Genomic DNA, 13274 nt, shown 5'->3' on the forward strand with positions numbered 1-13274 from the left:
CCACCCTCTTTCCGCCGCCACCGTTGCCGGCGCGATCCTTCGTGCATGGACGGAGATTGATGTGACCACCCTGCGGGTCGGCGAGCAGCCCGCCACCGCCACGGACCGGACCCACCGGCCCACCCTGACCTCCCGGCCCCAGATCCCGCAGCAGAGCCCCGGCGCCGGCGTGCCCCCGCGGACCCGCCGCATCCTGATGCTCTCCTGGGAGTACCCGCCGGTGCTGGTGGGCGGACTCGGCCGGCACGTGCACGCGCTGTCGGTCGCCCTGGCCGCCGCCGGCCACGAGGTCACCGTCATCACCCGGCACGCCGACGGCGCACCCCTGGAGGAGTACGCCGACGGCGTCCGGATCATCCGCGCCGCCGAGGACCCGGTCACCTTCCCGCTCGCCACCGGCTCCCTGCTGGCCTGGACGATGGCCTTCAACCACACCCTGACCCGGGCGGCGCTGAGGGCCGCGGAGTCCGGCTCGTACGACGTCATCCACGCCCACGACTGGCTGGTCGCGCACACCGCCATGACCCTGCGCGAGCACCTGGACGTGCCCCTGGTCAGCACCATCCATGCGACCGAGGCCGGTCGACACCAGGGCTGGCTGCCGGAGGAGATGAACCGCACCATCCACGGCGTCGAGCAGTGGCTCAGCGCCGAGTCCGGCCGGGTGATCGTCTGCTCCGGGTACATGCGCGACGAGGTGAGCGCGCTCTTCGGCGTGCCGACCACCCGGGTCGACGTGGTGCCCAACGGCGTCGAACCACAGCGTTGGCGGGCATCGGCCGCCGCGGTCGCCGCCGCCCGGGCCCGGTTCGCCGGGGACGGCCCGCTGGTCACCTTCGCCGGCCGGCTGGTCTACGAGAAGGGTGTGCAGCACCTGCTCGCCGGGCTGCCCCGACTGCGCGAGCGGCACCCGGGACTGCGCGCGGTGATCGTCGGCGACGGCCCGTACAAGGCCACGCTGGAGGCCGAGGTGCACCGGCTCGGGCTGGGCGGCACGGTGAGCATGCCGGGCTTCCTCGGCGGCACCGACCTGCCGGCCGTGATGGCCGCCTCGGACTGCTTCGCGGTGCCCAGCATCTACGAGCCGTTCGGCATGGTGGCCCTGGAGGGCGCCGCGGCCGGCGCGCCCCTGGCGGTCGCCCGCACCGGCGGCCTCGCCGAGATCGTGGAGCCGGGCGTCACCGGGGTGACCTTCGCCCCGCAGGACCCGGACGGCCTCACCGAGGCCGTCGACGCCCTGCTGTCGGACCGCGTGCGGGCCCGGGTGCTCGCCCGCCGAGCCCGCACCATGGTCCACGAGCAGTACGGCTGGTCGGCGATCGCGCACCGGACCGCGACCGCGTACGCCACCGCGATCGCCGGCGACGCGGCGTTCACCACCGAGCGGGCCGAGCTGCGGATGACGCTGGGCCGGATGCCCGCGCCGACCCCGGAGGGGAACCTGCTGGCCGCCGCCGGCCTGCGCTGAGGCGTACCGGCGGGCGGGCGACCTCGTGCGGGGTCGCCCGCCCGACGGCGGCCGCGGTCCGGCGGAGTCACCGGGATGGGCCGAGACACCCGTCGTGCGGTCACGATCTTGCGTCCGGCCTGGTTGCGGCCGGTGTCCATCGGACAGACTCGCTTGGACCTGTCGGGACGAGGTCCGAGGAGACGCGGGTGCGGGTGCTTCTGGTGGAGGACGATCTGCGAGTCGCGTCCGCGTTGGCGGCGGCGCTGCGCCGCCGGGGCCACGCGATCATCACGGCCACCACCGCGTCGGAGGCGGCCGCGGCGGAGCCGGTCGATCTCGTCCTGCTCGATCTCAACCTGCCCGACCGGGACGGCCTGGAGTTGTGCCGGCAGATCCGCCGCCACAACGAGGACGTCGCCATCATCGCGGTGACCGCCCGGTCCGAGGAGCGGGACCGGATAGCGGGGCTACGGGCGGGTGCCGACGACTACGTCGTGAAGCCGTTTTCGATGGCGGAACTGCAGGCCCGGATCGAGGCGGTGATGCGCAGGACGGCCCGCGCCACGCCAGCTGGGGCGACGCTGGAGGTCGGCGACCTGCGGGTCGACCTCAACGCCCGGCGGGTCTGGCTCTCCGACCGGGAGGTGAGCCTGACCCGCAAGGAGTTCGCGCTGCTGATGGCGTTGGCCCGGCAGGCGGGAACGGTCGTGTCCCGGGACCGGCTGCTGATGGACATCTGGCAGACCACCTGGAACGCCGGGCACACTCTCGACGTCCACGTCGCGGCCCTGCGGGGCAAGCTCGACGACGCCGGCCTGGTGGAGACCGTACGCGGGGTGGGCTACCGGCTACGGCCGGGGTAGCCCGGCGCGGGGCTCCCGACCCGATCCTCAGATCATCCTCAAGAAATCCCGCACCGTCGACCGTGGACGGCGTGGCTGGTGTGTGGTGTCCACACCGTGCCATCCCACCTGTTCTGGAGTTTCCATGAGAAACAGACGGACGACGACGATCTTTTCCGTCCTCCTCGCCGCCAGCCTCGCGGCGGTCACCATGCCCGCGCCCGCACAGGCCGAACCGGCGGCTGTCGCAACGCAGACCGAGCCGAACCAGGTACAAGGCCTCACGGTCGTGCAGGGTGACGGCTACGCCACCCTCGCATGGACGCCCGTCGACGGCGCCACCGACTACCAGATCGAGCGCACGCCGGTGGCCGCCGACGACTCGGCAACCGGCCCATCCGTGATCACCGGCGTTTGGCGGCCGAACCGCCAGATCAACAACTCCTCACCGACCTTCGCCGACGCGGGATTCAACCCGGGCGCCCGGTTCCAGTGGCGGGTGCGTGCCCGCGTCGGGACCACCGCGCAGCCGTACTCGGAACCGGTGTCCGGCACCACTTCGGCGCCGTGGGGCGACCCGAACGTACCGGGCGAGAACCTGCGGACCCAGTGGGAGACCACTCTCGCGGCGCAATACACGAGCGACGTCAACGAGTACGCCTACACCGCGGCGATCGACGAGTTGAGCGACCGCGTCCGGGTGACGGAGATCGGCCGGACCGTGCTCGGCCGCCCGATCAACATGTTCATCATCGGCTACCCCACGCCGCCGGCCACCCCGGAGGCGGTGGCGGCGACCTCACCGTTGATGGTCAACTGCAACGTGCACGGCAACGAGCCCGGCGACCGGGAAGGTTGCCTGATCATGGCGCGGCAGCTGGCCTTCAGCAACGACCCCCGGACGCTCGACCTGCTGTCGCACACCACCGTGCTGATCGTGCCCACCATCAACGGCGACGGCCGGGCGGCCAACACCCGGGGCAACTCCACCGGCCAGGACCTGAACCGCGACTACTCGCTGATCCGCCAGCCCGAGACGTTCGCGCTGGTGCAGATGTTGCGCGACTACCGTCCGGTGGCCGGCTACGACGGGCACGAGTTCGGCAACTCCAGCGCCGGCGACCTGCCGATGCTGCCGCCGCGGCACCAGAACGTCGCCCGGTCGATCTTCGACGAGTCGCAGCACATGATCGAGGGCCACATGTACGAGCAGGGCGCCAGGGACGGCTGGTGGCCATGCCCGTACGGGTGTGCCGGCGGCGGGAACGTGGGCCTGAGCGAGGAGACGATCCTGCGCAACACGCTGGGGCTCAAGAACGTCGTCAACTCACTGCTGGAGCTGCGCAGCTCCGGTGGCACCACCCGGCCGGACGAGGGCAACACGGCGAACAACCGGCGGCGCAAGGCGTACTCCGCGCTGTGGACCTTCAACCAGTTCCTCGACTACCACCGGGCGAACCTCACGAAGATCACCTCGGCGAGGGCCGACGCGATCACCTTCCAGGTCTCGAACACCGGCCGGATCGTCTTCCGTGGCTCCCGCCCGATCGAGGTGTACCCGGCGCCGCACCCGGGCGACAGCCCGCCTCCCCTGGATGCCCCGCGCGACGGTCAGATCCTGGACGACGTGCCGTGCGGGTACAAACTCACCGAGGAGCAGTACCACGGGGCGCGCACCGACGGTCCCGCCGACCTGCGGACCACGGTGGCCCAGCGGCTGGCCGCGCACGGCTGGAAGGTGGTCAAGGTCTCCGACGGGTACGTCGTGCCGATGACCCAGCCGGAGCGAGGGCTGGTCCCCCTGCTGCTCGACGGGCAGGCGGTCGAGAAGCTGGTGGACGCCGAGCGGTTGTACCCGACCGTGACCGGTAAGCACAGCGGTCAGCTGGTGGTCTCCGGGGTGACCTGCCTGCGGGACGCCACCGTGACGGGTCCGGTCCGGGTGCGGGCGGGCGCGACGCTGATCGCGACCGGCTCGTCGATCACCGGCCCGGTGGACGCCAGCGGCGCCGCCGGGGTCTTCATGACCGACAGCGCGGTGGAGGGACCGGTCCGGATCGCGGCGACCAGCGGCCCGGTCGTGGTCGTCGACGCCACGGTCACCGGCCCGGTCGAGGTGTCGGACAACCGGGGCGACGCGCCACTGCTGGCGGCCAACACGGTGACGGGCCCGCTGCGCTGCAGCGGCAACACGGTGGCACCGGTCGACCTCGGGCTGGGCAACTCGGCCCAGGGTCCGAAGAGCGGCCAGTGCGCGAGCCTGTGACCTGCTGATCGTCGTACCGGCAGCCCGGCCTGCCGGGCCTGCCGGTACGATCCGACCGGACCTGGAGAACGCCGTGGACCAGCCCATCCTCCCGCCACCCCGAGCCCTGCACCGGTTCCGGCGGCCGGCCCGCCGTCGTCACCCCCGGCGACAGCTGGCGGCGCTCGCCGCGGTCGCCGTGTCCCTGGTGCTCACCGCCGCGGGCTGCTCGGGCGCCGAGCCGCCCGCGGCGGCCGGTGGAGCTGCCGCACCGGCGGCGCCCGTCGTACGCGGACCCCTGTGCGACCTGCTGCCCTCCGGCAGCGAACCGGGCAACCCGGCGGCACTGACCGGGCAGCCGGCCGAGGTGGCCCTGCAGTGGCTTCCCGTACTCACCACGTTCGAGGCGGCGGTACGGGCGTCCGGGCTGGCGGCCGACCTGCGCGGCGGGTCGGGGCTGACCATCCTGGCCCCGACGGACGACGCGTTCGCGGCCAAGTTCTCCGAGGAGAACCTGGACCAACTGCTCCTCGTCCAGAAGGACAAGCTCCGCGGCCTGCTCCGCGAGCACCTCGTCGCCGGGTCGCTGTCACTGTCCGACATGGTGGCCGCGGGCGGGGTAACCACGCTCGCCGGTACGAGGGTCACGGTCACCGGGGGCGGGGGGACGGCACGCCTGGCCGACCGGGCCGACACGGTGTGCGCCGACTATCAGGTCGCCAACGCACGGATCCACATGATCAACCGAGTGCTCGGTGACCTGCCCACCACCGCCAGCGAGGACGGGCACCGCGCGCACTGAACGGCACGAGCTGAGTCTTGACCTCAGGAAACCGCAGATCATACGGTTTCGATTCACCTCAATCGATCTTCCGCCAAGCGAAGAGAGGTATCCCGATGCGCCTGTCCAAGCGTCCGCCCGGGGCGGTCCCCACGAGAAGAACGGCCAGCGTCGCCGCGCTGCTCCTGCTGGCCGGCATGACGCCGTTGCTCGGTGGCGCCCCGGCCGCCGCCACCACCACACCCGGCTGCAGCAGCGACCCCGCCGCCCGGCTGTCCACCGTGCCCAGCCCGGAGTCCGCGCTGGGCTTTCCGCTCGGCACGGGCCAGGAGCGGGTCGTCACCAACGACGAGGTCCGTAACTACCTGAAGACCGTCGACGCCGCCTCCGACCGCGTCGTCACCGGCGTCATGGCGACGAGCGTGCTGGGCCAGCCGCTGCCGTACGCCATCGTGTCCAACGAGCGGCACGTCCAGCAGGGTGCGCTGCAGCAGATCGCCAACGACATCCGCGAGCTGCGGGATCCGCGCGGAATCACGGCGAAGAAGGCCGCCGGGACCGCGACCGACCGCCCAGCCATCGTCTGGGTGACCGCGAACGTGCACGGCGGCGAGAAGAGCGGTACGGACGCCGCCCTCAAGACCCTGTACGAGTTGGCGTCCGGCCTGTCCTGTGCGGTCGCGGAGCGGAACGACAACCTGGTCACCGTCATCGTGCCGACGCAGAACCCGGACGGCCGCGACGCCAGCCGGCGGCAGAACGAGTACGGCTTCGACATGAACCGGGACTGGTTCGCGCGGACCCAGCAGGAGACCGACGGCAAGATCGAACTCCTGCGGCAGTACCCGCCGCAGGTCTTCATCGACGCGCACGAGATGGGCGGCCGGCAGTACTTCTTCCCGCCCAACGCCGACCCGATCCACCACGAGATCGCCAGCGAGAACGTCGACTGGATCAACCGGATCGGCGAGGCCAACAAGGCCGGCTTCGGCTTCAACGGCGCCTGCGGCGGGGCCCTCACCACCGAGTGCTACTTCAACTACTCGACGTACGACATGTTCTTCATGGGGTACGGCGACACGGTCCCGGCCGCCGGCTTCGGCGCCGCCGGCATGACCTTCGAGAAGGGCAGCGCGTCGGCGGTGGCCGACCGGGTCCAGCAGCAGTTCAACACGCAGTGGTCCACCCTCGGCTGGGCCGCCGCGAACAAGCACGAGGTGCTGACCAGCTACTTCAAGATCTGGACGGACGCGCTCGCCGAGGGCAGGGCCGGGACGCTGGAGCCGAACGAGGTGGTCCAGCCGACCAACACGGTCCAGTTCCCGGTGCCGGACGTCAAGATCCGCTCGTACTTCCTGCTCCCCGACCGTCAGCTCGCCGACGTGCGCCGGCTGGTCGAGCGGCTGCGCCGGATGGACGTCGAGGTGTACGAGGTGACGAAGCCGACCACGGTGCCCACCGCCCGGATCTTCGGCGGGCGCACCGCGACCGACGTCACGGTGCCGGTGGGCGCGTACTGGATCCCGCTGGACCAGCCGCAGAAGCACTGGATCCAGGCGATCATGGGCGAGGACCCGTACGTGCCGTTCCCGTACTTCTACGACGTGTCGTCCTGGAGCAACCCGCTGCTGATGGGTGTGGACACCATCTACACCGGGGACGACGTCCGGCCCCAGGCACAGCTGGTCCGGCAGATCTCCGGCGGCACGACCTCGGCGGCCGGGGCGAACGGCTCGTACGCGTACCCGCTGGACTCCGCAGCGGCGGCCGAACTCACCTTCCGGCTGCTCGGCCAGGGCGTGCCGCTCGTCCGTGACCTCGACACCGGCGTGGTCGGATTCCCCGCCCGGAGCCTGACCAAGGAGATCGACAAGCTTGCCAGGTCCCTCGGGGTGACCCTGACCCCGAACCGCCCGGCAGCCAACGGCACCCCGGTGGATCTGCCGGATGTCGGGCTGTTCCAGGGCACCGGCATCTCCACCACCTCCGGCTCGCACGGCGAGGCCCGGTACGTGCTCGGCAAGCGGTGGGGCCTCGACCTGAAGGCCGTGACCACCGCCGACATCAACGACAACACGCCGGCGTTCACCGACCGTACGGTGCTGCTCGTACCGGACGGCAGCAGCGCCACCGGCGGGCTCACCGCGGCCGGGCAGGCCAACCTGCGGGCCTGGATCGCCCAGGGACGCACCTACATCGGCCTGCGCAACGAGGGCACCCGGCTGGCCCGCGCCGCCGGTCTCACCTCCACCACCGAGAAGCCGAAGCCGACCGGCTACCAAGTGATCGGCTCGCACTTCCGGGTCGACGTCGACCGGGGCAGCCCCGTCGGGCTGGGCCGCCCGGCCGAGGACTTCGAGTTCAACAACAACGACCCGATCCTCGGCCCGAGCACCACCGGCACCAACGTGCTCACCTACCCCTCCGGTGACACCTTCTGGTCGAACGGCTACACCGTCCATGGCGACGCACTCAAGGGGACGGTCGCGCTGGTGGACGAGCCCACCGGCGCCGGCCGGGCGGTCCTGTTCGCGTTCAACCCGCTCTTCCGGGCGTACAACGAGAACGGGCTGCACCTGGTGGCCAACGCCCTGCTCAATCCGTCGGGTGAGCCGGCGAACCGCGGTGGCCTGCGGCGCACGACCGGTGTCGACCCCGCCCGGGCGGCTGCGGCGGCCGAGCCGCTGGCGGAGGAGGTGGGCGGCGAGTGGCGGCCGATCACCGTCGAGGTGGCGGCCGGTGACCGCGACCGCGCCGAAGCGGTCGTCGCCCGGTACACCGACACCGCCCGGGTCTCCCTGGCGGACGGGTCGGCCTACCTGGTGATTCCGAATCCGGACGGCCTGCAGGCCGACGAGCACCCGTTCCTGGCTGACCTGGTACGCGCCCTTCGGGACGCACAGATCCCGCTCCGCTCCCTGGTGGGCTGACGCACCGGCCAGCACGGGCGCAACCGACACGAAGGCCGCCGACCCACGGGTCGGCGGCCTTCGTCATCAGGACCGGCTCAGCGCTCCGCGGCCGGGGGGTAGTCGCGCTCGGGGTAGCCGGTGTAGATCTGCCGCGGGCGACCGATCTTGGTCTCCGGGTCGTTGATCATCTCGCGCCACTGGGCGATCCAGCCGGGCAGCCGGCCCAGGGCGAAGAGCACCGTGAACATCTTCGTCGGGAAGCCCATGGCCTTGTAGATCAGGCCGGTGTAGAAGTCCACGTTCGGATAGAGCCGGCGGGAGACGAAGAAGTCGTCGGCGAGCGCGATCTCCTCCAGCTCCATCGCGATGTCCAGCAGCGGGTCCGGCTTCGCCATCCGGCCCAGCACGTCCTGCGCGGCCTTCTTCACGATGGCGGCGCGCGGGTCGTAGTTCTTGTAGACCCGGTGGCCGAAGCCCATCAGCTTCACGCCGTCCTGCTTGTCCTTCACCTTCTGCACGAAGGACCGGACGTCGCCGCCACCGGCCTTGATCTGCTGGAGCATCTCCAGCACGGCCTGGTTGGCGCCGCCGTGCAGCGGGCCGAAGAGGGCGTTCACGCCGGCCGAGACCGAGGCGAAGAGGTTGGCGTTGCTGGAGCCGACCAGCCGCACGGTCGAGGTGGAGCAGTTCTGCTCGTGGTCGGCGTGCAGGATGAACAGCATGTCCAGCACCCGGGCCATCACCGGGTCGACCTCGTACGGCTCCGCCGGGACGCCGAAGGTCATCCGCAGGAGGTTCTCCACGTAGCCCAGCGAATTGTCCGGGTACAGCAGCGGCTGCCCGATCGACTTCTTGTAAGCGTACGAGGCGATGGTGGGGACCTTCGCCATCAGCCGGACCGTGGACATCTCCACGTGCTCAGCGTCGAACGGGTCCAGGCTGTCCTGGTAGAAGGTGGAGATGGCGCTGACCGCCGACGACAGCACGGCCATCGGGTGGGCGTCGCGCGGGAAGCCGTCGAAGAAGCGGCGCATCTCCTCGTGCAGCAGCGAGTGCCGGCGGATCCGCTCGCTGAACTCGCCCAGCTGCTGCTGGGTCGGCAGCTCGCCGTAGATCAGCAGGTAGGAGACCTCCAGGAAGGAGGACTTCGCGGCCAGCTGCTCGATCGGGTACCCCCGGTACCGCAGGATGCCCGCGTCACCGTCGATGTAGGTGATCGCGGACGAGCAGGACGCGGTGTTGACGAAACCGGGGTCGTAGGTGGTCATCCCGGTCTCGCTGAGCAGCTTGCCGATCCGGATGCCGGCGGGGCCCTCGACCGCGGACTGCACCGGCATCGACAGCTGCCCACCGGGGTGGTCGAGCTTGACTTCCGTCATGTGTTCCTCGCTTCGCCGGCAAGATCTTCGTTGAGTTGCCTTCGCTTTTACCGTAATCGCGGTCTTGGGGACACCGCTGGTCGTGGTTCCGCGGTGAGGTATGCGTCACCCGATTCCCGACCTGCCGGCTCGGAAACCATGTGCGGGGGCGTGCCGGACCCGCCGCCCGGGGGCTGGCGAGGACGGGTCCGGCCGGGCTGGGAGCGTGCTCAGGAAAGCGTGAGGCGGCGCAGGGTGCCGTCGGCGGCCACCCGGTAGACGTCCAGCCGATTCGGCCCGGCGGCGAAGAGCCGGTCGTCGGGAACGAACGCCGCGAAACGGCGTCCGCCCCGGTCGGCGGGGACGACGGCGACCACCGCGCCGACCGTGCCGTTGACCGCCACCGCCAGCATCGTCCCGTCCGGCACGGGGGCGGGCACGGTGCCCCAGACCAGGGCCGGCAGCTCCCCGTGGGCCGGGTCGACGGCGCGGAACGCGGCGAGGTTCGCCACCTTCGCCGTACCGCCGGCCGGCCGCTCCCCCACGTGGGTGCCGAGCAGCGGGCTCGGGGCCGGCGTGGCCGGCGGGGACGGCACCCCGCCGGTGATCGTCACCGGCTGGCCCGGGCGGTCGTAGAAGCGCTTGTCGGCGCGCTCGCGCGGGGCCTGCCGGGCGGACCGCCCGTCCATCCGCCAGGGGATCTTCAGGTGGGTCTCGTCGGCGATGGTGGGCAGCAGGTCGACGTGCTCCCAGTTCCGGTCGTCCACCCGGCCGGCGCGCTGGCCGGGCTCCTTGACGAACATCGGCACCCAGGCCACCTGGTCGGCGGCGTGGTTGATGGCGTCCATCCCCCGGCCCTGCCAGTCCTTGCGGAAGCTCACCCCGTGATCGGCGGTGACCAGGATCAGGGCCTTGTCGTAGAGGCCGGTGGCGCGCAGCGTCCGCAGCGTCTCGCCGATCAGCCGGTCGGTGTAGCCGAGTTGGGCGAGGTGCCGCTGCCGCGCCAGGTCCACCCAGCCGGCGCCGTCGTTGGGCAGATCCTCCGGCGCGGCGTAGTGCGCCCCGGACGGCAGGTACGCCCACGGCGTGTGCGGCATCAGCAGGTGCAGGAAGTGCAGGGTGGGGCGGGGCGACGGCCGCAGCCCGGCCAGGAAGCTGGTGAACCGGGCGGGCTGGTTGTCGTCGAGGGTGTCCCAGCGGAACTTCGGGTCCGCCGGGACCGGTTCCGCCGCGTCCAGCCCGGCCTCGGCGCGGGTCAGCTCCCGATAGGAGTTCTCCGGGTCGATCCGGCTGTCCACCGGGGCGGTCACCTGGCGCAGCAGCCGGCGGCTCTCCCGGACCAGCACGCCGAGCCCCTGCTCCGGGGCGAACGGCTGCTCGCAGCGGCTGGGCGGGCAGAGCCGGGTGATGCTCTCCTCGGCCTTGACGTCGTACAGCCCGCCGAGGGCGGTGAAGAGGTTGTCCGGGTACTGCGAGTAGTGCGGGGCGAGCGGCTCGGCCGGGTAGCGGCCGGTGAGCATGGCCGGCAGCGCGTACGGGGTCCAGCCGCTGACCCCGGTGGCGTTGCGGTACCAGGTGGAACCCTGGGCCAGCTCGGCGAAGTGCGGGTAGCGGGTGGCGTCGATCTTCCCGTCGGGGCCGAGCAGGGAGACCAGCGGCAGCTCGTCCAGGACGATCATCACCACCGGCGGGTGGGCGCCCGGGCCGGCCACCCCGGCGGCGCCGGCGTGGGCGCGGGGCAGCACCACCGCCGAGGCCGGCGAGGCGAAGAGGAACAGGCCGACGAAGACCGGCGGTCCGAGCGCCGCCAAACGCAGCACCCGGCCAGGCGCCCGCCAGCGCCGGTGCGCGGCCGCCCCGGCCGCGCCCACCACGGTGGCGACCAGCAGCAGCGGTACGCCCCGCAGCGGCGTGCCGTGCCGCCCGACCTGGACGGCCAGGGCGGCCAGCAGCAGCCCGACGAGCAGGGTGTGCACCGCCGCCCGGGCGACCCGCCCGGCGACCAGGCTGACCGCGCCGAGCAGCGCGAACGGTAGGGTCGGCACGATCGCGATCAGTGCCACCAGGAGCAGGATTTCGCCCCGCCCGGCGCCGTGGAACAGGAAGAAGTCGGGGCTGCGCCCGAGCACGTCCAGCAGCGGCTGGGTGACGACCAGCCCGACCAGGGCGACCACTTCGAGCAACCGGCCCAGCTCCGTCCGCCATGGGCGACCCGGTCGCGCCGGGGCGGACGGTACGGGTCGGACGTCGGGCGGCGCGAGCGTGCCCTCAGCCATCCACCACCGCCTGGTAGAGCGTCCGGGTGCCGGACGGCAGCTCCCAGCGGCGGGTGATCCGGCAGCGCGCCGCGAGCAGCCGCTCGAACGCGTCCCGCCGGTAGTCGGGGAAGAGCCCGTCTGGCTTGTTGGCCAGCAGCCGGCGGGCCATCGGGTCCTCGGGGTGGACGAACTCCACCACCAGGGTCGCGCCGGGCGCGCCCAGCCCGGCGAACTGGTCGACCACCTCCCCCAGCGGCACGTTCCGGCCGATGGCCAGGTGGTGCGCCAGGGCCAGGGCGAGGACCACGTCGGCCCGGGTCCGGTCGGCGAAGCCGGCCCGCTCGACGCCGCGCCAGCCGCCGCCGGGCGACGGGTCGGCCAGGTCCATGACCAGCGGCAGGATCCGCCGCTCCCCTTCGGCCCGCAGCGCCCGGTAGAGCGCGTCGACGACCGCCGGGTCCTGCTCGACCGAGACCACGTACCCGGCGTGCCGGGCGGCGATCCGGGCGTACCGGCCGTCGTTGGCGCCCAGGTCGAGCGCCAGCGCCGGCGTGCCCGCGCCGGCCACCGCCTCCTCGACGAACCGCTCCTTGGCCAGCCGGTCCTGCGCCGAGTAGCCGCAGGTGCGCTGGTAGTCCGACCAGTGGCTGCCGCCGGGCGGGCGGTCCAGCCGGCGGACCAGCTTCTCGATGCCACGCACGGTCGCGGACGCCAGCTCCCGGGAGTACCCGGCGTCGCGCAGTTGGGCCCGCACGTCGGTGGTGGTGGAGCGGGCATGCCGCTGCTGCATCGCGCCGTGCAGGTGCACGTGGGTCAGCACGCCGGGCAGCAACCGGCGGGCGCCGCCGAAGAACCGGCGCATCTGGTCCGGTTCGAGGCCGTCGACCCGGGCGCGCAGCCAGGGCTGGAAGTCCACGCCGAGGTGGGCCTGGAGCAGCAGCGGGTAGAGCAGGGTCTGGCAGAACTGCCGGTATCCGGCCCACGGCTCGCCCTCGCGCAGCGGCTCGAAGGAACCGACGTCGATGAAGACCGGCGCGGCGCCGCGCCACTGGAGGTTGTACGCCGAGCCGTCCTTGGTGGTGAACCCGTCCTCCAGCCCCGCGCGCAGGATCTCCAGGTGCAGCAGCGCGGCGTCCCGCAGCATCCCGAACGACCATTCGTACGGGTGCGAGACGTACGGGATGCGGTCGTGCCGGAGCACCGCGGACCAGGGCGGCGTCGCGGCGACCTCCTCGGTGCCGCACACCTTTTCCTCGGCCAGCAAAGCGCGGAAGAACCCGCTGGCCGCGAGGGCCCGCCAGTCGCGCGTGGCCCGGTGGTCGAGGCCGCGCAGCACCTCACCGTCGCGCTGGAAGACCCGGTTGGTCGGGTCGCGGAAGGATCCGGGGTCGAGCCGGACGCCGGTGTCGGGTCGGGTCATCGCCGGTG

Annotated in this window: 8 protein-coding genes; 5 read left to right on the top strand and 3 right to left on the bottom strand. The window is 72.3% G+C overall.

All coding sequences use genetic code 11. From position 1 onward, the window contains the following. Positions 1-61: 61 nt before the first annotated feature. From SLP03_RS13545 to SLP03_RS13565, 5 genes are all read left to right on the top strand, one after another. Positions 62-1468, top strand: a complete 1407-nt coding sequence (locus SLP03_RS13545) for a glycosyltransferase family 4 protein (protein ID WP_319460929.1) — start codon at positions 62-64, stop codon at positions 1466-1468. A gap of 188 nt (positions 1469-1656) precedes the next feature. Further along, positions 1657-2313: a response regulator transcription factor gene (locus SLP03_RS13550; RefSeq protein ID WP_319460930.1), complete on the top strand. Its 657-nt coding sequence runs from the start codon at positions 1657-1659 to the stop codon at positions 2311-2313. Between the two features lie 124 nt (positions 2314-2437). Next, positions 2438-4558, top strand: coding sequence for a M14 family zinc carboxypeptidase (locus SLP03_RS13555; RefSeq protein WP_319460931.1), 2121 nt, complete (start codon positions 2438-2440; stop codon positions 4556-4558). A 73-nt stretch (positions 4559-4631) separates the two neighbouring features. Beyond that, on the top strand, positions 4632-5339 hold the full coding sequence (locus tag SLP03_RS13560; protein WP_319460932.1) for a fasciclin domain-containing protein: 708 nt from the start codon (positions 4632-4634) through the stop codon (positions 5337-5339). A gap of 95 nt (positions 5340-5434) precedes the next feature. Next, complete coding sequence (locus SLP03_RS13565) at positions 5435-8248, top strand: M14 family zinc carboxypeptidase (RefSeq protein WP_319460933.1); 2814 nt, start codon at positions 5435-5437, stop codon at positions 8246-8248. Positions 8249-8325: 77 nt separating this feature from the next. Here the strand turns inward: SLP03_RS13565 and SLP03_RS13570 are convergent, their stop codons facing one another. The 3 genes from SLP03_RS13570 to SLP03_RS13580 form a co-directional block, all read right to left on the bottom strand. Then, positions 8326-9609, bottom strand: a complete 1284-nt coding sequence (locus SLP03_RS13570) for a citrate synthase (RefSeq protein WP_319460934.1) — start codon at positions 9607-9609, stop codon at positions 8326-8328. A gap of 209 nt (positions 9610-9818) precedes the next feature. Continuing rightward, positions 9819-11864 carry a sulfatase-like hydrolase/transferase gene (locus tag SLP03_RS13575; RefSeq protein WP_319460935.1) on the bottom strand — a complete coding sequence of 682 codons (2046 nt, stop codon included), beginning with the start codon at positions 11862-11864 and terminating at the stop codon, positions 9819-9821. Next, positions 11857-13266, bottom strand: coding sequence for a methyltransferase (locus SLP03_RS13580; RefSeq protein WP_319460936.1), 1410 nt, complete (start codon positions 13264-13266; stop codon positions 11857-11859). Before SLP03_RS13580 ends, SLP03_RS13575 begins: the two co-directional genes overlap by 8 nt. Positions 13267-13274 lie beyond the last annotated feature (8 nt).

Source organism: Micromonospora sp. RTP1Z1, assembly GCF_033804685.1.
Classification (GTDB): Bacteria; Actinomycetota; Actinomycetes; order Mycobacteriales; family Micromonosporaceae; genus Micromonospora.